We start from the raw sequence: 25,714 nt of genomic DNA on the forward strand, positions 1-25,714 counted from the left end.
GTGCGTTTTCTGCCGTCGTAAAGGGGCAGGCAATTTTCAGAATTTAGCCCCTGCCAATATCGATGCAGATGCTCGTATGCGAGAATAAGCCTGCAGATACAAAGGTGGAAGAGTTTGCCGGCTTATGGGATCTGTGGGCGATCGGTCTAATGCCTGAGATGGGGGCGCAAAGCGGACGTTCTTCTACCGGCATCTGGATTCGCGTCACTTCAGCTGAGCCAAGGCCACTACAATGCTGGCGGCGATGACATCTTCGGCCTGCTGACGACGCTCCGGAACGGATGAGACCAGCCTTCGCTTTGCGCCGTCCGGGGCCCTGGTGAGTGCTGCCAGCACAACCGCGTGGACGAGATCGGGATGCATGTTCAAGATGCGGCCTCCGCGCCAGGGTGGAGAACCTTGCGCCTGCGTTCGACCAGTCCTTTCAAACTCTCGGTCAGCACAAGCGTTGAACTGCCTAGCTTGATAAATTCGATCTCGCCTTCGCCGATGAGAACATAGAGTGTGCTGCGACCGATCCCGAGATATCGACATGCTTCGGGAACCCGCATTGCGATCGGCTCGATGTCTTTCTGGCGTTTCTGGTCGGCTCGCTGGTCGTTCGCGCCTGATATCGACATGCCTGCCGGTCCTTTCATCTTTAGGGTGATGACGGACCGACCTGGGAGCGATGGAGCAGGGGAGCAGGTCAGGCCCGCCATCGACACCGATTATCTGCCGAACAAGCCTGATCGCGCCACATGACGTTCCTACGCTGCGGCCGCCGTTCTCACGCTATTGCGCCGACGCTCGAGATTGCTTGAGCAGAATGCATCTGCACACATCCGTATGGACTGGCGCAGACCTGCGCTGTTGAGCATGTCATGACCGCTTGGGGCGCCATTCGACAGAGCGCCGTCGCCATTCTGATTAGAAAGAAACGGGATTTTCTGGAAACCGCCGCAGGGCGGTGCTGCGTGCCGTCGCAGATTACTCAACGAAGCCAACCACCTGCAGCCCGACCGACGGCGGCTCTTTTATCTCGCCATCTTATTTGTTTTCGAAATCAGACGCCTACGGACAATTTTTGCCTACCGATCTCCGCTGCAGCAGGCTTGCAGATCGGGCGAAGACGGTACGCATCGCCATTGTTTGCTAGTTGCACGGTTCGCGACTTGCGGATGACGTTCCGGACGCAGCACGCTGGCATCGCTACCAGCGCTGATCGGTGCGTTCGATTGCAAGCTCACCCGCCCATGGCTTGCAAAGACGGCGCGCTTCGGATGGCGTTCCATCGGTCCATTTTGACCAATCATCCTGCGCCAGCAGAACCGGCATTCGCGAATGGCATTCTGCGGCAGCGCCTGCGCTGTCTGTCATTACTATGGTGTAGACCAGACCCCATTCGTCGCTGTTGCGCCATAGCCCAGCAGCTGCAAACAACTCGGCGTCGGGTCGGCTCAGCCAGGTCCGCGTCTTGCTGCCCGGCTTGCCTTCGGCTTCGGCCCACGCCGTCAGCGGAATGAGGCAGCGCCACTCCTCGAAGCTGTAGCGCCACATGTATTCGTCGAGCTTGTCGGTCCGCGCATGTTGACCGGCTTCGGCTTGAGCGGCTTGCCAGTGCGTTTGCTCTTGAGTGTCAGTGGAAAGCCCCATGTCATCTGCTGGAGCTTTCCATCCGCGACGACTGCGCCAGGATATCCCGGGAACACCTCGGCACCGATGTTGGATTTGCCAAGCTGATCGATTGCATTGAACCAGCGTGCGACCTCGTCATGGGCCTTGGTCATGCGGTAGAGGTTGCACATGGGAACGCGCTGCCCGGAGGGGGCTCGAGTGTCAATTTGCAGCACGCCTGCAGAAAACGGTTGGCACAAAGTTCCCGTTATGTTCTAGCTGTGGAAATGATGATTCGAGCCAACGACGATGAACTGGCGCAGGCGATCGAGATCGCGCTGCGGACGGCAAAGACTTACGCCATTCACGACGTGTTCTCCGCTACGAGGGCGCTCAACCAGCGCGTCGCGATCGACGCGCTGACTGCGCGGATCCTGGCGGCGCTTCGGCCTTACGAGATCATGCGCGAGGCAAGGGACACCGATCTGGCCGAGAAAACGCTGCCGCTCTTTCCTCACTTCGAAGGTAGGATCTAGCGGCGCGACTGGCCCACAGGATGCCGGTCTTTTGCCAGAAGCGGCTTTCCCAAATTTCCTCGAATCCGCGCTGTAGCGAGTGGCTGGTTATTGCTTGTCCGGCCTCGCCTTCGCTTCGGCTTTGAGCTTTTCGAGCCGCTCGGAACATACTTCGTGCACCACGCGGCCAAGCTCCTCGACCTGCTCGCCAAGCCATTCGAGCTCTTCCTTGGTGATGCGGTAGTGCTTCGAGTATCGCGCTTTGACATAGGCTTCCTTCAGCTTCTCGAAGCGCGCGCGGTCCTTCTTCGTCTCGCGGGGCCAGACATAGGTGAGGCGCGCGTCGATGCGTTCGGCTTGGGTGCGCAGGAAGCCGAGATTGTGCACGTGAGGGGTGTAGAAGGTGCAGACTAGCAGCACGCAATGATACAGGCTCTCTGCTGCCTGATGCATCAGGAACGCTGCTCGCTTGTATCGACCCTTGCCCATTAGGTGGTTGGCGCTGTCAACGAAATCAGTCGCCCCTGGGATCCACTCGTCGAAATACTCCCGCGCCATTGCGAGCGCCTGTGTCGGTGTCTTGGGCTTGGGCGTGTGCAGTTCGGTGTCTTCAGACTGGTAGAGCGCAACCCCGTCCTGCTTCACGTCCATGAAGAAGTAGCGCCCATGTGCGAGGCCGTCGTTCACTTCCTGAAGCGTGTGCACAATGAAATTGACCGGCGTCTTGAGCGTATTGGTAACACCATACTCACGCATCAGCCGGTCATCGAGCTTCGACCAATATTTCACGCGGTCGACCAGGCGCCTGTCGTTGACGATGATCAAGAGATCGTAGTCCGACTGGTATCCCTTGGCGGTGTGCGGCTCGTCGACCCAGGTGCCGCGCGCATAGCTTCCGTAGAGGATCACCTTGAGGATGCGTCCGGCCTTTTTCCACTCGTGCTTGGCCAGTGCAAAGGCGTCTTCGAACTCCTCAAAGATCAGCTGCACCACGCGTTCAATCTCGCGCTGCTTTTGCGGTGGCAGATGATCGAGGTCGGTTTTCATCATCCGACACCTAGCAAGGCGCTGGAATGGTTGCACCTGTCGATCAAATTTCGTCCGCAATGTCTTCTCATTGGACTGGTTGAGTCAGTGTGGGCTTCGTACGTCAATACCAAGAACTGGGAGGGGGCTAAATTGAGTTCGGGCCGAACTTGCAGGCAGGTGCTCGACGGCTGGGAGCAGTGCCTGTAGCTGGAGTTCGGTAGGTCTCGACCGCCCTCGAAAATCGCATGTGAGTGCGTCGCGAAAGCCCGAAATATTCAGCTTAACTGCCGAAAAGCTGAATCGAACAAAGCTTATATGAACAAAAATGTGGGGGAGAGTGTGGGGTAGCGTTTGCGCTGCCTCTGAGTACCAGATTGATATCAAAACGTTATTTGCAAGGTTCGATTCAAGCCCTGTCCACCACTGCCTTCTGTCGCGTATCCGGAATCTTCTGCGTCGACCGCTTCGTTCGGGCGATGATTGCAAGCCCTCAGGTTGCGACATCTCATTCGACAATCGGTCACTGGAGCTCTGAGAGTGCCCGGTCTTGCCGCCGCTACGGCCTGCGACTAAGGCGAGGCATGACCCAGACCCCTCGACCCGTCATCTCTGCCACTGGCCTGTTCACGCCGCCCGAAAGCATCTCCAACGAAGAACTGGTCGACAGCTTCAACCGCTATGTCGCATCTTTCAACGCGGACAATGCAGACAGGATCGCGAGCGGAGAGATCGAGGCACTGCAACCGAGCTCTACGGAGTTCATCGAGAAGGCGAGCGGGATCAAGGCGCGGCACGTCATCGCGAAAAAACCGATTCTCGATATCGAGACGATGGCCCCGCGCTGGGACGAACGCGGCGACGAGGAACTCTCGCAAATGGCGGAGATCGGCGTGGCTGCCGCTCGTGAAGCGTTGGAGAAAGCCGGACGTTCACCCGAGGATGTCGATGCGGTGCTGTGCGCGGCGTCCAATATGGAACGCCCCTATCCCGCGATGGCAATCGAAATTCAGCAGGAGTTGGGGATCGACGGGTTCGCCTTCGATATGAACGTCGCCTGTTCTTCCGCCACTTTCGGCATCCAGACCGCCGCCGATTACGTGCGTTCGGGCAATGCGCGCAGCGTTCTCGTCGTGTCTCCGGAAATCACTTCCGGGCACCTCAACTGGCGCGACAGGGACAGCCATTTCATCTTCGGTGACGTTGCGACCGCCGTATTGGTCGAGGACGCGGCGATCGCTCCGGCACAGCATTGGGAGATACTCGGCACGAAACTGAAGACCGTGTTCTCGAACAATATTCGCAACAATTTCGGCTTTCTCAATCGCGCGCATCCCGACACCTCCGGGGCGCCGGACAAGCTCTTCGTGCAGGAGGGCCGCAAGGTCTTCAAGGAAGTCGTACCGATGGTGGCGCAGATGATCGTCGATGAGGCGGAAGGTTTCGGAATAGAAGCAGACAAGCTGCGCCGTCTCTGGCTCCACCAGGCGAATGCGGGGATGAATAGGCTCATCGCGCAGCGCGTCCTCGGCCACGAAGCGTCGGAAGACGAAAGCCCCACAGTGCTCGACACCTACGGCAATACTTCGAGTGCGGGCTCGATCATCGCGTTTCACAAGCACAATGACGACCTCGCCCCCGGTGATACCGGCCTCATCTGCAGCTTCGGCGCGGGTTACTCCGCCGGGGCCGTGTTCGTTCGCAAGGTCGGTTGAACTGACCGATCGGCGCATCCGAGCGGTCTTCTGGACAGGGGATTGCCTTGCCCCGATGCTGAGCACGCTCTAGATCGCTAGGGATGGCAGGTAATCAACTCGACAATCAGGGGCGCGGAGAAGCCAGCTGGAACTGGCCCTCGATCCATCCGGAAGGGCGCAAGTTCGGACTGATCGCAGTAGCGATCGCGCTGTTTTTCCTGCTTATCCTCGATTGGGAAATCATTGGCTGGCCGCTGCTCGGCGTCGCCGCCTGGGTGTTCGCCTTCTTCCGGGATCCCGAACGCGTCGTGCCGCAGGACGATCGCTACATCGTCGCACCGGCAGACGGTCTCGTGTCGCTGATCAGCAAGGTTGCGCCGCCGCCCGAAATGCAGATGGCGGACAGCGCGGGCAATCCGGGTTTGCCTGGTGAGCCGGTCGTGCGCATTTCGATCTTCATGAGCGTGTTCGACGTTCACATCAATCGCGCACCGATATCGGGAACGGTCGAGCGCGTGATCTACATGCCGGGCAAATTCGTGAACGCCGATCTCGACAAGGCGAGTGAAGAAAACGAGCGGCAGCATATCGTGATCGCCCGCGGCGACGGGTTGAAGCTGGGCTTCACCCAGATCGCCGGGCTCGTCGCGCGCCGGATCGTTCCCTTCGTCAAGCCCGGCGACATGATCGCCGTCGGACAGCGTGTCGGGCTCATCCGGTTCGGCAGCCGCGTGGATGTGTACCTGCCTGCCGGGACTGATCCGCGGGTCGTGCTGGGGCAGCGGACCGTCGCGGGCGAAACCGTACTGGGCGAAGTCGGACAACAAAAACTTATCGAAGGAATTGCCTTGTGAGGGAACCGGTCGACCCGTTCGCGGACAAGCTGCGCTCGCAGAGAATCGGCCCAAAGGCGACCGAGGACGAAATCCCGCGCGCTGGTGGCCGGAAGGGATTGTCGCTCCGCGCGGTCCTGCCCAACGCCATCACGGCGGCGGCATTGTGTTCGGGGCTTACCGGAATTCGCTTCGCCATATCGGAACAATGGAGCCTGGCGATCTTCGCAGTGATCATCGCCGGAGTTCTCGACGGAATGGATGGCCGGATCGCGCGCTTGCTTAACGCGCAGTCACGGTTCGGCGCGGAGATGGACAGTCTGGCCGATTCGCTATCCTTCGGGATGGCGCCAGCGCTGATCCTGTATCTTTGGTCGCTCGAACAATTATCGAGGTTGGGCTGGTTCGCGGCACTTGCCTTCGCGATCTGCTGCGCCCTTCGTCTGGCGCGTTTCAATGCGCAGATCGATACCGATGACCAGCCGCACAAATCCGCTGGTTTCCTAACCGGAGTACCGGCGCCGGTTGGGGCCGGGCTCGCTTTTCTGCCGTTCTATCTCTGGATGGCAACGGGGCTCGAATGGTTCCGCAACCCGATCCTCATGGGCGTCTGGCTGACCCTGATCGCGTTTCTGATGATTTCGAACATTGCGACGCTGAGCTGGACTTCGATTCGTCCACGGCGCTCGGTGCGGCTCGAAATGATTGCGCTGGTAGGAATCTTCTTTGCCGCCTTGCTGGCGGAACCGTGGTGGGCGCTGGTAGCGATCTGCGTGCTGTATCTGGCGCTGATGCCTTATGGCCTGTGGAAATACGGCAGGATCAGGCGGCAGCGCGATAGCCGCGTGTCGGGCTGACGGTACGGCGCTGGCTCGATAGCGGACGCATTACCGGGCGAAGCGGGCGTGTGGGACGAATGCTGGCCGCTGCCGAGGCTGCCCGGCGCGCTTTGATTGCACGTATCGCCGAAACATAGCGAACGGCGCTGTCGCTGAGTGTAAGCGCGACCGCGATTGCTGCGACAAAGAACACCAGGACAGCGAGCAAACCTAACATGACGGAATCATCCCCTTACATGGTCGTCCACGCCATGAGACGGTGTGGATAACTCTGTTGAAACATGGTGGAGGGCGCTTGCGTTCCCGCCTCAGACCTTTGTTCCCTATATGTTCCAGTCGGTCAAGTCATATTTGCGATGAACAGCGCCTTTCTAGCGATGAAAAGGTAGTGGATTTCTTTCTTGATCGCCGCTATGTCGCCCAAATCGCAGCACCCGGACGACCATTTCGGTTTCCGGCTTTTGCGAAAATCCACATGGAAGGCGCTACATACCGGTGCCGCGCGGGCGAACCCCGCAGGTTCCTGTCTTCCAGAGGCTCAACCGGAAAGGAATTACCTATGGCGGCTTCTCCCGTCACGATGCAGCAATTGATCGAAGCCGGATCGCATTTCGGCCACCAGACCCACCGTTGGAACCCGCGTATGAAGCCGTACATCTTCGGCTCGCGCAACGGCATTCACATCATCGACCTCTCGCAGACCGTTCCGCTCATGTCGCGCGCGCTCGACTTCATCGAGCAGACCGTGCGTTCGGGCGGCAAGGTACTGCTCGTCGGCACGAAGCGTCAGGCTCAGGAGCCGATCGCGGAAGCGGCGCGTGCATCCGGACAGCATTTCGTCAATCACCGCTGGCTCGGCGGGATGCTCACGAACTGGAAGACGATCTCCCAGTCGATCAAGCGGCTGAAGTCGCTCGAGGAACAGCTCGGCGGCGAAACGTCCGGTCTGACCAAGAAGGAAGTCCTTCAGCTTACGCGTGAGCGCGACAAGCTCGAACTCTCGCTCGGCGGCATCCGCGACATGGGCGGCATTCCCGACGTGATGTTCGTGATCGATGCGAACAAGGAAGACCTTGCCATCAAGGAAGCCAACGTCCTCGGCATTCCGGTCGTCGCTGTTCTCGACACCAATACCGACCCGACCGGCATTGCTTTTCCGATCCCCGGCAATGACGATGCAAGTCGCGCGGTACGCCTCTATTGCGACGCTGTTGCCGATGCGGCACGCGCGGGCAAGGGCGGCTCGGCCAGCGATTCAGGCGAAGACGTCGGCGCGATGGAACAGCCGCCGGAAGAAGCCGCCGCCTGACCATGCAAGTGACGCGCCGATCCGGCGTGTCATTGAATCTACGCACCGGATCGCCATTTCGCGGCGCATCCGGTGCAACCAGCAGATACGAAGAAGGAAATGACAGATGGCTGCCTATACTGCCGCTGACGTGAAGGCCCTGCGCGAGAAATCCGGCGCGGGCATGATGGACTGCAAGAAGGCTCTGGAAGAAACGAACGGCGATATCGAAGCGGCGGTCGACGCACTGCGCGCCAAGGGCCTTGCCGCCGCCCAGAAGAAATCGAGCCGTACCGCGGCCGAAGGTCTCGTCGGCGTGGCCGTCGAAGGCAATCGCGGCGTTGCCGTCGAAGTGAACAGTGAGACGGACTTCGTCGCCAAGAACGAACAGTTCCAGGACTTCGTGCGCAAGGCGACGCAGGTCGCCGCGTCGCAGGACAGCGACGATGTCGAGGCATTGAAGTCGGCCCAGTATCCGGGTGGCGGAACGGTGTCCGACAAGCTGACCGACAATGTCGCCACCATTGGCGAAAACCAGCAGATCCGCCGCATGAAGACCGTGAGCGTCAGCCAGGGCGTCGTCGTGCCCTATGTCCACAACGCGGTTTCGGAAAATCTCGGCAAGATTGGCGTGCTCGTCGCTCTTGAGAGCGAGGCGTCCGCCGACGTTCTCGAGCCGCTCGGCAAGCAGCTGGCGATGCACATTGCCGCTGCCTTCCCGCAGGCTCTGAATGCCGAGGGTCTCGACCCCGAAGTGATCGAGCGCGAACGCGCCATCGCTCAGGAAAAGGCTGCCGAAAGCGGCAAGCCCGAAAACGTTCAGGAAAAGATGGTGGACGGCGCGATTGCGAAATTCGCCAAGGAAAACGCATTGCTCTCGCAGCTGTTCGTAATGGACAACAAGACGCCGGTTTCCGAGGTCGTGGCAAAGGCAGGCAAGGATGCCGGGCACGACATCGTGCTGAAAGACTATGTCCGCTTCCAGCTCGGCGAAGGGATCGAGAAGAAGCAGGAAGACTTCGCCGCAGAAGTCGCCGCAACCCGCGGCAGCTGACGCTTCTCAGCCACAGACGACTGAATCATGCGGCCATCGGAGTCATCGCTCCGGTGGCCGCGATTCTATCGGTATCTGGCTAAGGCAGTTTCTGCACCGTAACGTAAGCGGCGCCCAATTTTCCACAAGGGTTAGTTGGCGGGTCCGTTTCCGCCGCCGGAAGGCTGGGGGAGATCCACATCGTGCCGATGATTCCAGATCTCGACAATCTTACCGTCTGCGTCAAATCGGAAAACATTAATGATGGGTACGCGCTCGACCCTTGTCATTCCCATGGCTCGGCCGTTTTCGTTCGGGGTTAGGGAAATGAACCACCTGGTCGCGACCTTGTCACCTTCTGCAATCTGATAGTCGATTTCGCCGCTCATTTCCCCAAGACTGTGAAACAGGTCGGCAATCTCTTTTTGAGCGATCGCTTTCTCGGTGACATTCTTCCGTTCGCCAACGTCGTGTACGACATATTCCTGAGCAACATATTCGTTGAAGGTATCGGTGTTTTTCGAGAACCAAAGATTTTCGTAGAACGCCGCAGCGAGACGCTTGTTGCGCTCGGTGTGGTCATCCGCCGCGGGATTATTCAATTGCTGTCCAAGCGCGGGTGAATAAATCGGCGTTGTAAGAACTGCGAGGGCGAGCGCAGGTAGAAGTAAACGCATGATCAAACCTCCTCGCGACCCTTCGAGGAGTTTTACCGAAACCACAGTAGATGTGCAAATTGCCTCCGGGAAACATCCGTCCTCCCATAGCGAACCGGATGAACTGTCCTACTTCAGTGCTATGGGCTAAGAGGGAGGCGCTCCTTCTCATCGTCTGCCTTGTACACAACCGTGAAAAGCCCAGCGGCATTTCTCACCCCAGTACCGTGTTCCATTTGTTCCATCGCGTTGGACTTGCGGCGACCAGCAGACACGCACTTGGCACGTGCAGGCGGACGCTTTAAGGCCGGGCTCGTAACGCCTTCAGCAAAAGAACCTCGCCTCCATGACCCTTCTCCCGATGAAACGCATTCTCCTCAAATTGTCGGGCGAAGTGCTCATGGGCAATCAGGAATACGGCATCGATCCGGCCTATGTCGCGCGCCTTGCCGAAGAGGTGAAGGCCGCCAAGGAAACCGGGCTGGAAATCTGTCTCGTCATTGGTGGAGGCAATATCTTTCGCGGTGTTGCGGGTGCAGCGCGCGGCCTCGACCGGACGACCGGCGATTACATGGGTATGCTCGCGACCGTGATGAACGCACTCGCCATGCAGAACGCGCTGGAGCAGGCGGGGGTTGAAACGCGCGTGCAATCGGCCATCCCGATGTCGAGCGTGTGCGAGCCCTATATCAGACGTCGTGCCGAGCGGCATCTGGCCAAGGGCAGGGTTGTGATCTTTGCCGCTGGTACGGGCAATCCATTCTTCACGACGGACACGGGGGCGGCACTGCGGGCGGCAGAGATGAACTGCGATGCCCTGCTTAAGGGGACGAGCGTTGATGGTGTCTATGAGCGCGACCCGAAACTGTTTCCTGAAGCGCGCCGTTTCGATACAATAACTTACGGCCAGGTCCTGTCGGACAATCTCAAGGTGATGGATGCGACGGCAGTGGCGCTGGCGCGGGAGAACGACATTCCGATCATCGTTTTCTCGATCAGGGAAAAGGGGAATGTCGCAAGGGTTCTGGCTGGCGATGGCGTGCAGACTATCGTACAGGCCGCTGAGCAGGATTGAGGAGAGGCCTTCATGGCTAAATACGACAAAACAGATATCGACCGGCGCATGGACGGGGCCGTGGAAGCATTGAAGAGCGACCTGTCCGGCTTGCGAACGGGGAGGGCGAATACCAGCCTGCTCGATCCGGTTCATGTCGAGGTTTATGGCGCGATGATGCCATTGAACCAGGTCGCGACGGTCTCCGCACCCGAGCCGCGCATGCTCAGCGTGCAGGTGTGGGACAAGGCGAATGTGAACGCCGTCGAGAAAGGCATCGCGAAGGCCAATCTCGGTCTCAATCCGATGCAGGATGGCCAGACGATCCGCTTGCCCATGCCCGACCTGACCGAGGAACGACGCAAGGATCTTGCGAAACTCGCCGGCGAGTATGGCGAAAAGGCGAAAATCGCCATTCGCAACGTGCGACGCGATGGCATGGAAGCCTTGAAAGAGGATGAAAAGAAAAAGGAAATTTCCGAAGACGACCGCAAGCGATCCGAGGACGAGGTCCAGAAGCTGACGGACAAGCACGTCGCTGAAATCGACGACGTCGTCGCGAAGAAAGTCCAGGAAATCATGACGCAATAGGCGTATGATTTTTCGGTCCGCTTCATGAGTTCATCGCAACATCGCGCTCGGCACGTCGCCATCATCATGGACGGCAACGGGCGCTGGGCGAAAAAGCGCCGTCTTCCGCGGGCTCTCGGCCATCAGCGCGGCGTCGAGGCGGTGCGCACGCTGGTACGCGCGGTCAAGGAGATGGGGCTGGAATGCCTGACCCTTTACGCCTTTTCGAGCGAGAACTGGAAGCGGCCGGAAGAGGAAGTGAGCGACCTCATGAACCTGATGAGGAAGTTCATAAAATCGGACTTGCCCGAGTTCGTCGCCAATGACGTTCGCCTGAAGATCATCGGCGATTACAAGGCATTGGCTCCCGACATTGTCGAAATGCTCGAAGATGCGCTGGCGCAGACCGCCAAGGGCCGCCACACGCTGGCGGTCGCCCTCAACTACGGCGGACACCAGGAAATCTGCCGCGCGGCGAGCCTCGCCATGCGCGAAAAGGCTGGTGCTGATACGGGTGCGCACAATGGCACCAAAACGGGCCACAATGATGTCGAGATCGCCCCGGGGGATATCGAGCGCCACCTTTTCACCGCCGATCTGCCGCCGCTCGACCTGCTCATCAGGACCAGCGGCGAGGTCCGCCTGTCCAACTTCCTGTTGTGGCAGGTCGCCTATGCCGAGATGATCTTCGTCGACACGCTGTGGCCTGATTTCACCCCCGATCACCTGAGCTCGGCGCTCGAGGAGTTCGACCGGCGGGAGCGACGCTATGGCGGGCGCTGAGGAACCCGTCCAGCGCATGAGGAAGCGCGACCGGTTCAAGGCGGGCGCGGTGCGCTACGTCAAGCTGCCGCTCAGCCTGCGAACGTCGGACCTGCCGCGCCGGGCCGCATCCGCCGCGGTCATGCTCGCCATTACGGCGGCGGCGCTGTGGGCGGGGGGCGTGTGGTTCGACGCGTTCGTCGTCGCCATCGCGTTCGCCTGTTTCGGCGAGTTCCTCCGGCTCGTTTGGCGAGCCACGACAAAGCTGGTCAATCGCCTCGTCGCCCTCCTCGCTGGAGCGGCCTATATCGCGCTGGCCGCATCCGCCCTCATCGAACTGATCATTCCGGTCGTCATCGGCCTCGTCGCGGTCGTCATCGCCACCGATACCGGTGCCTATTTCAGCGGCAGGACGATTGGCGGCCCGAAGATCGCCCCGAAGATCAGCCCTTCCAAGACCTGGGCGGGGTTGGGCGGCGGAGCCATCGCGGCGGGCCTCGTCGCGCTCGGCTTCTTCTATTCCAATGTCGGCTCCGACGCCTTCTCGGCGCGAGGCGTTGGCGCGTTCCTCGTCGGTGCAATTCTTGCCGTGGTCGCGCAATGCGGCGACTTCTTCGAAAGCTGGCTGAAGCGCCGGGCGAATATGAAGGACAGCTCCAACCTCATTCCGGGTCATGGCGGCATCTTCGACCGGGTCGACGGTTTGCTGCCGGTTGCGATCGTCGGCGCCCTCCTGTGGCAGCTGCACCCGTGATGCGCTCTATCTCGATCCTCGGCGCGACCGGGTCGGTGGGAGCATCGACGCTCGATCTCATCCGCCGCGATCGCGCTGCGTGGAAGGTGGTTGCCCTGACCGCGAATTGCAGCGCCGTGGAACTTGCGGCGCTGGCCCGCGAGTTCGACGCGGAATGCGCAGTGGTCGGCGACGAGGCCTGCCTTGCCGAGTTGCGCGAAGCGCTGGCCGGAACGAAGATCGAAACCGCCGGGGGCAGGGCGGCGCTGTGCGAGGCGGCGGCAAGACCCTGCGACATCACCGTGGCTGCCATCGTCGGCTGTGCGGGGCTTGCGCCGGTCATGGCCGCGATCGAGCGCGGCGGCACACTGGCGCTGGCGAACAAGGAAGCCCTCGTTTCTGCGGGCGAGGTGATGACGGCAGCGGTCCAGCGGCACGGCGCGACCCTGCTGCCGGTCGATTCGGAACATAATGCGATCTTTCAGTGCCTGCAGGGCAATGCGGTGGAGGACGTTCGCTTCATCACCCTGACCGCCAGCGGCGGGCCGCTGCGAACCTGGTCGAAAGACCGGCTCAACGCCGCGACGCCCGCAGAAGCCGTGGCGCATCCCAACTGGGACATGGGCGCCAAGATCAGCGTCGATTCGGCGACGATGATGAACAAGGGTCTCGAATTCATCGAGGCGCACTACCTGTTTCCGGTAGGCCTCGACCGGTTGCGCATCCTCGTCCATCCGCAAAGCGTCATTCATTCGATGGTCGAATATCGTGACGGCTCGACCCTCGCGCAGCTTGGCCCGCCCGACATGCGCGTTCCCATTGCTTCCTGCCTCGCCTATCCCGACCGGATGGAGACACCGTGCGCGCCGCTCGATCTGGCGGCCATTGGCGAACTGACCTTCGCCGCGCCGGACGAAGATCGCTTTCCCGCCACCCGGATGGCGCGCGAAGCCATCGCGGCGGGCGGCACCGCACCCGCAACGCTCAACGCAGCGAACGAGGTGGCGGTCGCCGCTTTCCTCGACGGTAAGATAGCGTTCACCAAGATTGCGGTAGTAGTGGAGGACGTTCTGGCGCAGAGCGATCTCGCGCCGCAATCGACTTCTCTCGAAGAGGTGCTGGCTGCCGATGACGCGGCCCGGACACTTGCCGAGCGGTTATTGGGAAAACACGCCTTTGCCTGAGCAGATTCCGGTCTGGATGTGGTTCCTCGGCTTTATTGCCGTGCTGGGCCCGCTCGTTACCTTGCACGAATTGGGACATTACCTCGTCGGCCGGATGTTCGGCGTCGGCGCGCAGGCGTTCTCGGTCGGTTTCGGCAAGGAGCTGGTTGGCTGGACCGACAGTCGCGGCACGCGGTGGAAGCTCTCTGCGCTGCCCTTCGGTGGCTATGTCCAGTTCAAGGGGGACATGAACCCTGCCAGCATCCCTCATTCGCCCGGAAAGGAGGACGATGCCGTCTTCGGGGTCGGTACGCAGGATGCGCTTGCTGAAGACGAGGACAGGACGGTCGCCGGCGCGGGCTTTCACAATGCCAAGCTGTGGAAGCGGGCGCTGATCGTGTTCGCCGGACCGGCGATGAACATCCTGATCGCGGTCGCCATCTTCGCGGCCTTCTTCACCTTTAGCGGCCGCCCGGTCGCCGAACCCTATGTCACCGGCTTTTCCGAAAATTCCGTGGCGCAGGCGGCGGGGATCGAGATAGGCGACAGGATCGTCAGCGTCGATGGCGAAACGATCGAGGACTTCACCGAGATCCGTAATGTCGTTGCCCTTTATCCCGGCAAGGCGATGGACGTCGTGGTGGAGCGCGACGGCGAGAACCTTCGCTATCCGCTCGTGACGGAAGATTACCTGTTCACCGACCGTTACGGCAACGAAGGACGGATCGGCCTGCTCGGCGTGACGGGTGACCGCGTGTCGTTCGAGCGGGTTGCCGCCCTTCCCGCGATCGGGTTGGCGGTCGATGCGAACATCGCGCTCGTCGGGAACATGGTCGAGGGTCTGCGGCAGATTTTGTTCGGCGAACGCTCCGTCCAGGAGCTTGGCGGCCCGATCAAGATCGCGAAATATTCGGGCGAAAGACTGTCGGAAGGCTGGCTTTCCTACATCGAGTTCGCCGCGCTCATCTCGCTTAATTTGGCATTCATTAACCTCCTGCCAATTCCCGCCCTCGATGGCGGCCACCTGGCGTTTTACGCTGCCGAAGCCGTCCGGCGCAAACCCGTCGGACCACGCGGCACGGAAATCGCCTATCGCGCCGGCATCGCATTGGTCCTCGGACTGATGGTGTTCGTGACGATCAACGACGTGATTTCGCTGCCCTTTTTCGGGTAGCTTCAAGTCCGGCGTCGTCGGGAATGCGAGGGTAAACTGTGCAACGGGCGCAGCGCGAGGTTGATTGGCCTGCCGCATCGCCTAAAGGACGACCGCACGTCGCATCCCGGCAGTCGGGATGCCGTGTGCCGGTCCGCGACGACAGGGATGTCGCGGCACTGGCTGGATAACGGGCAGGACGGGAAATTCCTAACTGATGAACGGACGAGTTATAGTGAAGCGCGCAACGTCGAATTCGGCGCGGCTGATCGCCGGCCTTCTGTGCGGATCGGCGCTCGCCGGTCTTCCGTCGCTCGCCTATGCGCAGGACACCGGGGCGGATGAAGCACTCGCCGTGCAAGGTACGGCGGCGACGACGCAGCAGCAGCCGGCTACCGCAGCGCAGCCCGCAACGGCGGCTCCTGTGACCAGCCAGCCGCAGGCGCAGACCGACATCATTCGCTCGATCCAGGTGGTGGGTGCGGAGCGGCTCGAGCCGCAGACGATCCTCTCCTATATCCGTCTGCGTGCGGGCGAACCCTATTCCGCGGCGGCCGCCGACCAGGCGTTGAAGGACCTCGCCGCAACGGAACTGTTCTCCGACTATTCGATCCGCAACGAGGGCGGCAACGTCATCGTCGAAGTGACCGAGAACCCGGTCATCAACCGCATCGTGCTGGAAGGCAACGAGCGATTGAAGAACGACAAGATCCTGCCGGAAATCAGGCTGGCGCCGCGACAGATCTTCACTCGCTCCAAGGTTCGCGCCGACGTCGCGCGCATCATCGAACTCTACAAGCGGCAGGGCCGCTTTGCCGCTACCGTTGAGCCAAAGATGGTGCAGCTGTCGCAGAACCGCGTCGACATCGTGTTCGAGATCGAGGAGGGGCCCAAGTCCAAGGTCCGGCAGATCAACATCATCGGCAATGAAGAGTTCTCGGACGGCGAACTGCGCAGCGAGATGCTGACGAAACAGGCGCGGCTGACGAGCTTCTTCAGCTCGAATACGAGCTACGACCCCGACCGGATGGCCTATGACCAGCAGAATCTGCGCAGCTTCTACCTGACGCAGGGCTATGCCGATTTCCGCGTCGTTTCCGCCGTGGCCGAACTGACACCCGACCGGCGCGACTTTATCATCACCTTCGTCGTCGAGGAGGGCGAGCGCTACAAGTTCGGCGATGTCGAGGTCGAAAGCCAGTTGCGCGATTTCGACAGCGAGGCGCTGACGCAGCGCCTTCCGATGCAGACGGGCGACTGGTACAACGCCCAGCTGATCGAGGACACGGTCGAGCAGCTGACCGAGACGGTCGGCGCTTACGGCTATGCCTTTGCCGACGTGCAGCCGCGCTTCACCCGCAATCCCGAAACGCTGACGATGGACGTGACGCTCCAGCTGCGCGAGGCGCCGCGCGTCTATGTCGAGCGGATCGACGTCAACGGCAACACGCTGACGCAGGACAAGGTGCTGCGCCGCGAGTTCCGTATTTCGGAAGGCGATGCGTTCAATTCGCTGCAGGTCGCTCGTTCGACCGCGCGCATCAATTCGCTGGGCTATTTCCAGGAGAACTTCGAGGTGACGCAGGTCGAGGGCAGCCAGCCCGACCGCATCATCCTCGAGGCGAACGTGCAGGAGCAGCCGACCGGCGAGTTGCAATTGTCGGCGGGCTTCAGCTCGATCGAGAACTTCATCCTGTCGGGCGCGATCCGGCAGCGCAACTTTCGCGGGCGGGGCCAGACGATCGGCCTGTCCGTCAACTATTCGCGCATTTCGCGCTCGGCGCAGGTGAGCTTCACCGAGCCCTATTTGTTTGATCGCAACATTTCGGCGGGCGTCGACATCTTCCGCCGCGATTTCGACAACGACTATTTCAACACGGGCCGCGCGACGTTCGAGCAGAGCAGCACCGGTTTCTCCACCCGCGTGGGCGTGCCGCTTACCGAATACATCTCGCTCATCGGCAGCTACACCTTCCAGATCGAAGACGTGACGATCGATCAGCGCAACTACTTCGCGGACTTCAACGAGGACGGGATCAGCACCTGCGAACCGCTCCTTGCCAGCCGGTTCCTGTGCGATGCGCTGGGCGAGCGAACGAGTTCGATTCTCGGGGCGACGCTCAACTACAACACCCTCAATAGCAGCCTGCGCCCGACCCGCGGTCGTCGCCTGTCGATCAGCAGCGAGTTTGCAGGCCTCGGCGGTTCGGTCGACTATCTGCGCGTCCGCGGCAATGCGGCGCAGTTCTGGGACATCGGCAGCGGCTTCATCTTCTCCCTCTCGGCAGAGGGTGGCGCGATCCGCAGCCTCAATGACGATCCGGTGCGCCTGACGGACCGCTTCTTCCTCGGCGAAGGGCAGATCCGCGGCTTCGACATTCGCGGCCTCGGCCCGCGCGTCATCCGGCAGAACTACAATCCGGCGACCGACGAGTTCGAGGAACTCGACTTCACCGACAATCGCCGCCGCGGAAACGACGCGATTGGCGGAACGGCCTATTACCTTGGCCGCGCGGAACTCGAAATACCGCTCGGCAGCGGGGCGCGCGAACTCGGCCTCAGGCCGTCGGTGTTCGTCGATATCGGGTCGCTCTACAACGCGCCCGATCCGCAGCTGCTCTCAATCCTGCCCGACGCGCGCACGATCTATCGCGACAATCTTACCGGAACGCTGACCTTGTCGCCGACCGATGCGGACGGGGCCGAGAATGTGGCCACCCGCGAAATCGGACCGTTCCGGGAACTCTATTTCGGCGACACTATGAGCCCGCGCATTTCCGTGGGCGTCGGCGTCAACTGGAATTCGCCCTTCGGTCCGTTCAGGATCGATTTGGCTCATGCGCTCAAGAAAGAGCCCGGTGACGATACCAAACTCTTCTCCTTCAACGTAGGAACGCAATTCTGATGAAACTTACCAAACTGTCTTTCGCCGCCCTGTCGCTCACCGCGAGCGCAGCCGCTGTTTCGCTTGCCGCTCCTGCTGCGGCCCAGGTCAACGGCATCGCCGTCGCCAGCCCCGAAGCGGTCATCGTGCGCGCCGCCGCACGCATTGCTGCCGAGCAGCAGATCCAGACGACCTATGCGACGCAGATCCAGCAGATTCGCACGGGCCAGCAAGAACTGACGAACCTTCAGCGCAGCCTCGACACGAATAATGACGGCCAGCTGACCGACGCCGAAATTCAGGCTAACCCTAATGTCGTGCAGCAGATTCAGACGAAGGAACAGCAGATCGCCCAGATCGCCCAGCCGATCCAGATGGCGCAGTTCTATGTCATCGAGCAACTGGTCAACGACTACCAGAATGCCCGCAACCAGGTCATTCAGCAGAAGAACATCACGATGATCCTCGCGCCCGACGCAGTACAATATGCGCCGGAATCCGCGAACGTGACGAACGACATCACCGCCGCGCTCGATCAGCGTCTGCCCACGGTCAGCACGACGCCGCCTGCCGGCTGGCAGCCGCGTCGCGAAACGGTTCAACTGCACCAGACGGTTCAGCAGATCGTCGGTGCCGTCGCCCAGCAGCAGGCTGCGCAGGCGGCCGCGCAAGGTCAGCAGCAGCAGCCGGCTACGCCGCAGCCGCAGGGCCGCTGAGCCGCGTAAGAGCGACAGAAATAGAGACGGGGCAGGGCCATGAGTGATACGGAATCGAACGGAACGGGCGCGATGGATGTCGCGCAGGTTCTGAAGGCCCTGCCGCATCGCTATCCGATGCTGCTCGTCGACCGCGTGGCGAGCCTCGTGAAGGACGAGCGCATTCACGCGGTCAAGGCGGTCAGCTTCAACGAGGATTTCTTCCAGGGGCATTTTCCCGGGAGGCCGATCATGCCCGGCGTCCTCCAGATCGAGGCGCTGGCGCAGGCTGCAGGCGTTCTCGCGGTGGAAACGCTCGATCTCGCCGGTTCCGGCAAGCTCGTCTATTTCATGGCGATCGAGAATGCGAAGTTTCGCAGTCCGGTGGAACCCGGCTGTTTGCTCGATCTGCATGTCGAGTTCGTCCAGAAACGCGCGCGGGTATGCAAGTTCAAGGGCGTCGCCAGCGTCGAGGGCAAGACGACCTGCGATGTCGAGTTCACCGCGATGATCGCGGACGCGCCGGAGCAGGCGTAACCGACGACGCCACGGCTAAATCGCTTGCCAATCGCGCTGCCTGTCGTTAGGCGCGCGCAATCCTTTTCAGCCATCCATATTGCTGTGCCGGTCGGAACCGGCATGTCGCGCACGGAGAAGACTATCATGAAGACCGATACGCACCCCGAATATCACACGATCACGGTCAAGATGACCGACGGCACCGAGTTCCAGACCCGCTCCACCTGGGGCAGCGAAGGCGACACGCTGGCGCTGGACATCGACCCGACAAGCCACCCGGCATGGACCGGCGGCAAGCAGCAGATCCAGGAAGGCGGCCGCGTCGCAGCCTTCAACAAGCGTTTCGGTGGACTGTCGCTCAAGAAGTAAGGGCGTCTTCCGGTCAACGGTAAGAGGGGGCGGTCCTGCGGAGCCGCCCTTTTCGATTCTACCCGCCCCAGAGATTGTCGAGCGGCGTCAGCATTGTCGTCTCGAGCCGTTCCGCAGGCGGCCAGGGCTCTGCGCTCTCGCTTTGATCGAAGGCTTGTCGGCGAGTCTCGCGATCCGGCCACAGCGCGATCGCATGATAGGTGCCGTCATCGGCTACGGCCAGCAGCGAGCCCATGCCGCCCTTCGCCTTCAGCCGTTCGGTCTCGCGCAGCCAGCGGTCCCTGAACGCGGCGACGTTCTTGGGTTCGATTCGCCAACGATAGATCGCGACGAAACCAGGCGCCTCGCTCATCCCCATGGCTTTTCGCGATACCATTTGGTGATCACGTATTTGACGCCGGCGCGCACCTTCATTCCATGATGCAAAGTGTTCGGGTTCACCCGGCCATCGGGACGCCGGTTGTTCCAGCCGACCAGTTTGCCGGTTTCGGGCTGGATGGTTTTCTTGATCGTCTTGAAGCGGGTTGCGCCGCCCGCCTGCGGTTCGTTCAGATAGACCATGAAGGTCCAGCTGCGCTGCCCAGCCACCGAGCAATAGCGGTCCCAGTCGACGCCGTTCGGTTCGAAATAGTCGGTATGCGCCTTGAATTCCTGGCCTTGCGCATAGCGCTGTCCCTGAACGGGTTCGCCATAAGCGGGGTCGATGCCGGTCAGTTCTGCGAGCAGCGCTTCGAGTTCGACGACTGCTGGTTCGCCCGGTTGCAGGTCGCAGGTCTCGCTCGTGCGGAAATACTTGTCGCCATTGTCGTCGGCGATGGTCGAGGGGCGCCGGTCGCGGTCGATCAGTCCGATCAGCCGCTCGCAAAGTTCGGCTCCGAGGAAGTCGCGGCACTGGAACAGTTCGAGCTTGTCGCTCGGGATGCGCTGGACGCCGGGGCGGTCGAGCAGGCGGGTTGCGGATGATTCACCGGATGCGGGCATGATCGGGTTCGTTCCTAATCGTTGTCGCCCGCTTCGTGAAGCCGTGCGAAACATTCTTGCGCGATCCCGGCGGGAAATTGGATTTCCCCTTTTAAAAACGCATGGCTTATGCAACAGGCGCATTGTTCCCGAAAAGGCGGCTTGACCCGCCTGCTTCAGGGACTATCAGCCCCGCTTCACCCTTGTCGATAAGCGGGTTTGTGGCGATCGTAGCTCAGTTGGTTAGAGCGCCGGTTTGTGGTACCGGAGGTCGGGGGTTCGAGACCCCTCGATCGCCCCATTTTCTCCCATCGGCAAATGCGAACCGGACGATCTGTCCGCCTGCCTTTGGAATTCGATGACATGAGCGCCTTCTGGACCGAACCGGATTTCGACGATCACGAGCTCGTGCAACTGGTGCGCGACGAACAGTCCGGCCTGACCGCGCTCATCGCGCTGCATTCGACGCATTGCGGACCGGGCGCGGGTGGCACGCGCTTCTGGCATTATGCGGAGCCCAAGGCGGCCATCCGCGACGTTCTGCGCCTTTCGCGAGGCATGAGCTACAAGAACGCGATGGCGGGCCTCCCCGTTGGCGGCGGCAAGGCCGTCATTCTCGCGGACGAGCAGCGCACCAAGACGCCCGAGATGCTTGCCGCCTTCGGCGATGCGGTCGAGGCGCTCGGCGGGCGTTACGTCACGGCGGAAGATGTCGGCATCTCGGAAAAGGACATGGTCGCCGTTGCCGAGCGGACGCAATACGTATCCGGCCTGCCGACGACCGATGACGACGAGGCCGGGGGAGATCCGGGCCCGTTCACGGCGATGGGCATCTATCACGGCATCAAGGCGGCGGTCGAACACAAGCTCGGCAAGGACAGCCTGTCGGGCGTCCACGTCGCAATCCAGGGGGTCGGCAGCGTTGGTGGGGGCGTTGCGCGCCTGCTTGCACAGGACGGCGCGAAGCTCACCCTGTCGGACATCGATCAGCGCCGGGCGCAGGATCTTGCCCAGCAGCTTGGGGCGAAAACGGTTGCGCCGGAAAGCATCATGTCGGTCTCCTGCGACGTGTTCAGCCCCAACGCACTGGGCGCGATCCTCGATGATGACGGCATCGCACGGCTCGATTGCGCGATCGTGGCGGGCGGCGCGAACAACCAGCTTGCGCGCGAGGCGCATGGCAAGCTGCTGTCGGATCGCGACATCCTCTACGCCCCTGACTACGTCATCAATGCCGGCGGGATCATCAGCGTCACCCTCGAATATCTTTGTCGCCAGCACAGCGAGAACTGCGACATCAACGAAGTGCGCCGCCGCATCGCGCAGATTCCGGGCCGGTTGAAGGAAATCTGGCAGGAGAGCGAAGAAAGCGGCGTTCCCTCGCACGCGGTCGCGAATGCAATGGCGCAGAAGCTGATCGGTCGCGGCGCGTAAAAGCTTGCCGTAAGCCGCCTTGTTCCCCATGTAGCAGGCGGACGAGAACGATGCACGGTTTTGCCAATCCCCGCCGTTTTTTGAAGCTTGCCCGGTGGCTCACTCCGCTGCTTCTGGCGAGCGGCACGGTCATGGCTGCCATCGCCCTCTATGTCGGATTGACGCGCGTTCCGCCCGATCGCCTGATGGGCGAAACGGTGCGCATCCTGTTCATTCACGTGCCGACCGCGTGGCTCGGCATGGGAGGATGGATGGCAATCGCGGGGGCGAGCCTCGCATTCCTCGTCTGGCGTCATCCGCTGGCGGCTCTTGCCGCGCGCGCTGCGGCAGTGCCCGGTGCGGTCTTTACCGCGATCTGCCTTGCGACCGGCTCCATCTGGGGCAGGCCGACCTGGGGGACGTGGTGGGTCTGGGACGGGCGCCTGACATCAATGCTTATCCTCCTGTTCCTGTATTTCGGCTACATCGCCCTGTCGGATGCGAGCGCGCGCGAGGGCGTCTCGCCGAAGATTCCCGCGCTGTTCGGCCTGCTCGGCGCGATCAACATTCCGATCATCAACCGCAGCGTCGTGTGGTGGAACTCCCTGCACCAACCGCCCAGCATCACGATGGGCAACAGCGCGATCGACGCGGCCTATCTCGGCCCGCTAATGCTTTCGGTGGCGGGTTTCTCGCTGCTGTTCGCAGGTGTGGTTCTGGCCCGAATGCGCGCCCTTCTGGCGGATGCACAGGCCGAAGCGCGGTTGCGGCGCATGGCGAGCGAGGCCGCATGAACCGCGAACAGATCGGCCAGTGGGATTTCGTCATAGCTGCCTATGCCCTTGGCATAGCAGTGACGCTGGCGATGATCGCGTGGTCGCTCATCGCGATGCAGCGCGCGGAAAAGCGGCGCGATGCCGTCAAGCGCAGCCTGTCCGAAGGGACGGAGCGATGAGCCGCGTCAAACCCAAGCATCAGCGCCTCGTTCTGGGCGTGATGGCGCTTGTCGCGCTGATCTGCGCGGGGCTGCTGGCGGCTTACGCATTGCGCAACAACGCGAATTACTTCTACCTGCCCAACCAGATGGCGAGCGATCCGCCGCCCACCGACCGGGATGTCCGGCTAGGCGGAATGGTCGAGGCGGGCAGCCTGCGCACGCTCAACGACGGTGTGACCATTGCGTTTAACGTGACCGACCAGGAAAGCGGCCGCATACCGGTGCGTTTTTCGGGGATCGTTCCCGACCTCTTCGTCGAGGGTTCCGGCGTCGTTGCCGAAGGACGGCTGACGGGCGAGGGCGTGTTTCGCGCGACCAACCTGCTCGCCAAGCATGACGAGAACTACGTTCCGCGCGAGCTCGAGGAAATGAGCAAGCATCAGGCCGAGGAACTGGTCGTCGAAGCGCGCGAAGCGCAATGATCGCGGAACTCGGTCTCGCCGCCCTGTGGCTGGCCTTCGCCCTGTGCGTGCTGCAACTCGGAGCGGCTATTGCCGGGGGTCGCGAACAAGGCGCAGTCCTGGCGGCAATCGTGCGGCCTGCCGCGATCGTTCAGGGACTGCTGTGCGGCATCGCGTTCCTGATGCTCCTGTGGGTCTTCGCGATAACGGATCTCTCGGTCGGACTGGTCGCGGCGAATTCCCATTCGGCCAAGCCCATGATCTTCAAGCTGGCGGGCGCGTGGGGCAATCACGAAGGCTCGATGCTGCTCTGGGTGACCGTGATGGCGCTGGCCGGTGCGCTCATCGCTGGGCTGGAGCGGCGCCTGCCCGAGAACATGATGCGGGCAACGCTGGGAGCGCAGAGTTTCGTCGCGCTCGGGTTCTATGCGTTCCTCATCTTCAGTTCCAATCCGTTCGCGAGGCTCGCGCAGCCTGCACCCGAGGGGGCCGGGCTCAATCCATTATTGCAGGATATCGGCCTCGCCCTTCATCCCCCGGTGCTCTATTTCGGCTATGTCGGATTGTCGGTCGCTTTCAGCTTCGCAGTCGGCGCACTGCTGACACGGCAGGTGAACCCCGACTTCGCACGGGTGACGCGGCCATGGGTGCTGGCGGCCTGGATCTGCCTGACGCTCGGCATCACGGCGGGCAGCTACTGGGCTTATTACGAGCTTGGCTGGGGCGGCTGGTGGTTCTGGGATCCGGTAGAGAACGCCTCGCTCATGCCATGGCTCGCCGCGACGGCTTTGCTTCACTCGATCGGCGTCCTCGCGGCGCGCGACGCTCTTCGCGCATGGACCATCCTGCTCGGCGTCATCGCCTTCTCCATGTCCATGCTCGGCACCTTCCTCGTCCGGTCCGGCATTCTGACGAGCGTTCATGCCTTCGCTGTCGATCCGGAGCGGGGCGCCTTCATCCTTTTCCTGCTGGGCGTCTATATCGGCGGTGCGCTGCTGCTGTTCGGCCTACGCGCAGGCGCCGTGGCGGAGGGCGAGCGGTTCGCCGCGACGAGCAAGGAAGGCGCCCTCGTCTTCAACAACGTGATGCTGTGCGCCATCCTCGGCATCGTGCTGCTCGGTACGCTCTATCCCCTGTTGACAGAGGCGTTCGATGTCCGGGTCAGCGTGGGTCCGGACTATTTCAATCCAGTGAGCGCCATCTTCGTCGTTCCCATGCTGATCGTCATGGCGATCGGCCCGCTGCTGCGCTGGCGGCGCGACAGCCTGGAACGGATCGCCAGACCGGCGGCCCTGCTGACGGCGGTGGCGCTCGTCGTTCTCGGTTTCGTTGCGCTTCTCTTCGAAGTGTCATTCCTTGCTTTGTTGGGGCTCGCGCTTTCTGCGGCGCTGGCACTGGCGAGCTTCATGCCTCTGCGCGGTCGTCGGCTTGCGCGCGTGCCGATGTCGGTATGGGGCATGGTCGTCGCCCATTTCGGTATTGCCGTCGCATTGTTCGGCATGGCGAGCGAGAGTGCGTTCACCGTCGAGCGACTAGCTGCCGTCGAAGCGGGCGCGACAACGAGTGTGGGGCCGTGGCAAGTGCGGCTCGACAGTGTCGAGCCGGTTGCCGGACCGAACTGGACCGCTCTCGAAGCGCGTCTTTCCGCCCGGACGAGCGAGCGCGGCGCACCGACCGTCCTTACGCCGCAATCGCGCAATTTCTGGGCTCCCTCGCAAGCGACGACCGAAAGCGCACTCGCGACTCGTTGGAACGGTCAGCTCTACGCGGTGATCGGCAACCAGACCGATGACGGTCGCTGGCAGCTTCGACTGTGGTGGAAGCCTTTCGTCACCTTCATCTGGTATGGCGGCATCCTCGTGGCGCTTGGCGGTGGGCTGGCGATTGCCGGACGAGTGAGAAGCGACCTGCGCCGCCGGATCGTCGGCCGAAGAATGGCCGAACGCCGCGCGGACGAGGCGCATCTGGAGGAGGCTGCCGCATGAACCGCTGGAAGCTCTTCGTCCCGCTTGCCCTGTTCGCGCTGTTCCTCGGCCTTGCCATGTATCAGTTGTCGCAGCCCAAGGATGAGCGCATCGAAAGCGCGATGATCGGCAAGCCGCTGCCACAATTCGCGCTGCCGCCAGCCGTGGCGGGCGTGGACGGCGTCTCGAGCACCGATTTTGGCGACGGCAAGCCCCGGCTGCTCAACATCTGGGCAAGCTGGTGTCTGCCCTGCATCGCCGAGGCGCCGCAGCTTGACGCGCTAGAGAATGCGGGAGCCGAAATCGTCGGGATTGCCATCCGCGACAAGCCGGAAGACGTCGCCGCTTTCCTCGAACGGCACGGCAACCCTTATGCCCGCATAGGAAGCGACGATCTTTCCGAGGTGCAATTGTCGATCGGGTCTTCGGGCGTTCCGGAAACCTTCGTGATCGATGGCGATGGCATCATCCGCTATCAGCATATCGGCGACATTCGCGAGCGCGACGTTCCGATCCTGCTTGAACAGCTGAGGCTGGCAGAGTGAGGTGCGCGCACCACCTCGCCGCCGCTTTGTTGCTCGCGCTAGTACCTGC

30 protein-coding genes and 1 tRNA gene are annotated in these 25,714 nt (G+C 61.8%); 23 read left to right on the plus strand and 8 right to left on the minus strand.

Features of this window, described 5'->3' with window-relative positions; translation table 11 throughout:
• Positions 1-204 precede the first annotated feature (204 nt).
• The 3 genes from GRI38_RS02760 to GRI38_RS02770 form a co-directional block, all read right to left on the minus strand.
• The gene (locus GRI38_RS02760; protein WP_160681449.1) at positions 205-369 is read right to left on the minus strand and encodes a hypothetical protein; all 165 of its coding nucleotides are present in this window, start codon (positions 367-369) and stop codon (positions 205-207) included.
• Positions 366-620, minus strand: a complete 255-nt coding sequence (locus tag GRI38_RS02765) for a helix-turn-helix domain-containing protein (protein ID WP_160681450.1) — start codon at positions 618-620, stop codon at positions 366-368. Before GRI38_RS02765 ends, GRI38_RS02760 begins: the two co-directional genes overlap by 4 nt.
• Positions 621-1,191: 571 nt before the next feature.
• Entirely contained in the window at positions 1,192-1,635 is a 444-nt protein-coding gene (locus tag GRI38_RS02770) for an SOS response-associated peptidase family protein (RefSeq protein WP_337191228.1), read from the minus strand.
• 248 nt (positions 1,636-1,883) lie between these two features.
• Between GRI38_RS02770 and GRI38_RS02775 the strand changes: the two genes are divergently transcribed.
• The gene (locus tag GRI38_RS02775; protein ID WP_160681451.1) at positions 1,884-2,132 is read left to right on the plus strand and encodes a hypothetical protein; all 249 of its coding nucleotides are present in this window, start codon (positions 1,884-1,886) and stop codon (positions 2,130-2,132) included.
• 87 nt (positions 2,133-2,219) lie between these two features.
• Here the strand turns inward: GRI38_RS02775 and GRI38_RS02780 are convergent, their stop codons facing one another.
• Complete coding sequence (locus tag GRI38_RS02780) at positions 2,220-3,158, minus strand: HEPN domain-containing protein (RefSeq protein WP_160682429.1); 939 nt, start codon at positions 3,156-3,158, stop codon at positions 2,220-2,222.
• Between the two features lie 563 nt (positions 3,159-3,721).
• Here GRI38_RS02780 and GRI38_RS02785 point away from each other — a divergent pair.
• From GRI38_RS02785 to pssA, 3 genes are all read left to right on the plus strand, one after another.
• Positions 3,722-4,852 carry a beta-ketoacyl-ACP synthase III gene (locus GRI38_RS02785; RefSeq protein WP_160681452.1) on the plus strand — a complete coding sequence of 377 codons (1,131 nt, stop codon included), beginning with the start codon at positions 3,722-3,724 and terminating at the stop codon, positions 4,850-4,852.
• 83 nt (positions 4,853-4,935) lie between these two features.
• Complete coding sequence (locus GRI38_RS02790; protein ID WP_160681453.1) at positions 4,936-5,688, plus strand: phosphatidylserine decarboxylase; 753 nt, start codon at positions 4,936-4,938, stop codon at positions 5,686-5,688.
• Positions 5,689-5,732: 44 nt separating this feature from the next.
• Positions 5,733-6,524, plus strand: a complete 792-nt coding sequence (pssA, locus tag GRI38_RS02795; protein ID WP_160682430.1) for a CDP-diacylglycerol--serine O-phosphatidyltransferase — start codon at positions 5,733-5,735, stop codon at positions 6,522-6,524.
• On the opposite strand, the gene GRI38_RS02800 is transcribed toward pssA, so the two are convergent.
• Positions 6,490-6,723, minus strand: a complete 234-nt coding sequence (locus GRI38_RS02800; protein WP_160681454.1) for a hypothetical protein — start codon at positions 6,721-6,723, stop codon at positions 6,490-6,492. The two genes, pssA and GRI38_RS02800, sit on opposite strands and share 35 nt — an antisense overlap.
• A gap of 342 nt (positions 6,724-7,065) precedes the next feature.
• Here GRI38_RS02800 and rpsB point away from each other — a divergent pair, with 342 nt between their 5' ends.
• Together rpsB and tsf are read left to right on the plus strand one after the other, a co-directional pair.
• Positions 7,066-7,815, plus strand: a complete 750-nt coding sequence (rpsB, locus tag GRI38_RS02805; RefSeq protein ID WP_160681455.1) for a 30S ribosomal protein S2 — start codon at positions 7,066-7,068, stop codon at positions 7,813-7,815.
• A gap of 106 nt (positions 7,816-7,921) precedes the next feature.
• Positions 7,922-8,848 carry a translation elongation factor Ts gene (tsf, locus tag GRI38_RS02810; protein WP_160681456.1) on the plus strand — a complete coding sequence of 309 codons (927 nt, stop codon included), beginning with the start codon at positions 7,922-7,924 and terminating at the stop codon, positions 8,846-8,848.
• 131 nt (positions 8,849-8,979) lie between these two features.
• On the opposite strand, the gene GRI38_RS02815 is transcribed toward tsf, so the two are convergent.
• Positions 8,980-9,504 carry an ester cyclase gene (locus GRI38_RS02815; protein ID WP_160681457.1) on the minus strand — a complete coding sequence of 175 codons (525 nt, stop codon included), beginning with the start codon at positions 9,502-9,504 and terminating at the stop codon, positions 8,980-8,982.
• A gap of 325 nt (positions 9,505-9,829) precedes the next feature.
• Between GRI38_RS02815 and pyrH the strand changes: the two genes are divergently transcribed.
• From pyrH to rpmE, 10 genes are all read left to right on the plus strand, one after another.
• Positions 9,830-10,558, plus strand: coding sequence for a UMP kinase (gene pyrH, locus GRI38_RS02820; protein ID WP_160681458.1), 729 nt, complete (start codon positions 9,830-9,832; stop codon positions 10,556-10,558).
• A 12-nt stretch (positions 10,559-10,570) separates the two neighbouring features.
• Positions 10,571-11,128, plus strand: coding sequence for a ribosome recycling factor (frr, locus tag GRI38_RS02825; RefSeq protein WP_160681459.1), 558 nt, complete (start codon positions 10,571-10,573; stop codon positions 11,126-11,128).
• A 24-nt stretch (positions 11,129-11,152) separates the two neighbouring features.
• Complete coding sequence (gene uppS / locus GRI38_RS02830; RefSeq protein WP_160681460.1) at positions 11,153-11,890, plus strand: polyprenyl diphosphate synthase; 738 nt, start codon at positions 11,153-11,155, stop codon at positions 11,888-11,890.
• A gap of 16 nt (positions 11,891-11,906) precedes the next feature.
• Positions 11,907-12,623 carry a phosphatidate cytidylyltransferase gene (locus GRI38_RS02835; RefSeq protein ID WP_202389825.1) on the plus strand — a complete coding sequence of 239 codons (717 nt, stop codon included), beginning with the start codon at positions 11,907-11,909 and terminating at the stop codon, positions 12,621-12,623.
• Positions 12,623-13,786 (plus strand): 1-deoxy-D-xylulose-5-phosphate reductoisomerase, encoded by a 1,164-nt coding sequence (locus GRI38_RS02840; protein ID WP_160682432.1) that lies wholly within the window; start codon positions 12,623-12,625, stop codon positions 13,784-13,786. The genes GRI38_RS02835 and GRI38_RS02840 overlap by 1 nt, the downstream gene beginning before the upstream one ends.
• Complete coding sequence (rseP, locus tag GRI38_RS02845; protein ID WP_237487322.1) at positions 13,779-14,939, plus strand: RIP metalloprotease RseP; 1,161 nt, start codon at positions 13,779-13,781, stop codon at positions 14,937-14,939. Before GRI38_RS02840 ends, rseP begins: the two co-directional genes overlap by 8 nt.
• 196 nt (positions 14,940-15,135) lie before the next feature.
• On the plus strand, positions 15,136-17,823 hold the full coding sequence (gene bamA, locus GRI38_RS02850; protein ID WP_160681461.1) for an outer membrane protein assembly factor BamA: 2,688 nt from the start codon (positions 15,136-15,138) through the stop codon (positions 17,821-17,823).
• On the plus strand, positions 17,823-18,518 hold the full coding sequence (locus GRI38_RS02855; protein ID WP_160681462.1) for an OmpH family outer membrane protein: 696 nt from the start codon (positions 17,823-17,825) through the stop codon (positions 18,516-18,518). The genes bamA and GRI38_RS02855 overlap by 1 nt, the downstream gene beginning before the upstream one ends.
• 39 nt (positions 18,519-18,557) lie before the next feature.
• Positions 18,558-19,034, plus strand: a complete 477-nt coding sequence (gene fabZ / locus GRI38_RS02860; protein ID WP_237487323.1) for a 3-hydroxyacyl-ACP dehydratase FabZ — start codon at positions 18,558-18,560, stop codon at positions 19,032-19,034.
• A gap of 126 nt (positions 19,035-19,160) precedes the next feature.
• On the plus strand, positions 19,161-19,385 hold the full coding sequence (gene rpmE, locus GRI38_RS02865; protein ID WP_160681463.1) for a 50S ribosomal protein L31: 225 nt from the start codon (positions 19,161-19,163) through the stop codon (positions 19,383-19,385).
• Positions 19,386-19,443: 58 nt separating this feature from the next.
• Here the strand turns inward: rpmE and GRI38_RS02870 are convergent, their stop codons facing one another.
• Together GRI38_RS02870 and GRI38_RS02875 are read right to left on the minus strand one after the other, a co-directional pair.
• Positions 19,444-19,737: a hypothetical protein gene (locus GRI38_RS02870; RefSeq protein WP_160681464.1), complete on the minus strand. Its 294-nt coding sequence runs from the start codon at positions 19,735-19,737 to the stop codon at positions 19,444-19,446.
• Positions 19,734-20,366 carry a prolyl hydroxylase family protein gene (locus GRI38_RS02875; RefSeq protein WP_160681465.1) on the minus strand — a complete coding sequence of 211 codons (633 nt, stop codon included), beginning with the start codon at positions 20,364-20,366 and terminating at the stop codon, positions 19,734-19,736. The genes GRI38_RS02870 and GRI38_RS02875 overlap by 4 nt, the downstream gene beginning before the upstream one ends.
• Positions 20,367-20,569: 203 nt before the next feature.
• On the opposite strand from GRI38_RS02875, the gene GRI38_RS02880 reads away from it, so the two are divergent.
• The 7 genes from GRI38_RS02880 (at position 20,570) to GRI38_RS02905 (ending at position 25,665) form a co-directional block, all read left to right on the plus strand.
• Positions 20,570-20,646, plus strand: a tRNA-His gene (locus GRI38_RS02880).
• A gap of 62 nt (positions 20,647-20,708) precedes the next feature.
• Positions 20,709-21,779 (plus strand): Leu/Phe/Val dehydrogenase, encoded by a 1,071-nt coding sequence (locus GRI38_RS02885; protein ID WP_160681466.1) that lies wholly within the window; start codon positions 20,709-20,711, stop codon positions 21,777-21,779.
• 50 nt (positions 21,780-21,829) lie between these two features.
• The gene (gene ccmC / locus GRI38_RS02890) at positions 21,830-22,552 is read left to right on the plus strand and encodes a heme ABC transporter permease CcmC (RefSeq protein WP_160681467.1); all 723 of its coding nucleotides are present in this window, start codon (positions 21,830-21,832) and stop codon (positions 22,550-22,552) included.
• Positions 22,549-22,713 (plus strand): hypothetical protein, encoded by a 165-nt coding sequence (locus tag GRI38_RS13885; RefSeq protein ID WP_202389826.1) that lies wholly within the window; start codon positions 22,549-22,551, stop codon positions 22,711-22,713. Before ccmC ends, GRI38_RS13885 begins: the two co-directional genes overlap by 4 nt.
• Positions 22,710-23,177, plus strand: a complete 468-nt coding sequence (gene ccmE, locus GRI38_RS02895) for a cytochrome c maturation protein CcmE (RefSeq protein ID WP_160681468.1) — start codon at positions 22,710-22,712, stop codon at positions 23,175-23,177. Before GRI38_RS13885 ends, ccmE begins: the two co-directional genes overlap by 4 nt.
• Positions 23,174-25,141, plus strand: a complete 1,968-nt coding sequence (locus tag GRI38_RS02900) for a heme lyase CcmF/NrfE family subunit (RefSeq protein ID WP_160681469.1) — start codon at positions 23,174-23,176, stop codon at positions 25,139-25,141. The genes ccmE and GRI38_RS02900 overlap by 4 nt, the downstream gene beginning before the upstream one ends.
• Positions 25,138-25,665, plus strand: coding sequence for a DsbE family thiol:disulfide interchange protein (locus tag GRI38_RS02905; protein ID WP_160681470.1), 528 nt, complete (start codon positions 25,138-25,140; stop codon positions 25,663-25,665). Before GRI38_RS02900 ends, GRI38_RS02905 begins: the two co-directional genes overlap by 4 nt.
• The last annotated feature ends 49 nt before the right edge of the window (positions 25,666-25,714 follow it).

The sequence above is a fragment of the Parapontixanthobacter aurantiacus genome (assembly GCF_009827635.1).
Taxonomy (GTDB): Bacteria; Pseudomonadota; Alphaproteobacteria; order Sphingomonadales; family Sphingomonadaceae; genus Parapontixanthobacter; species Parapontixanthobacter aurantiacus.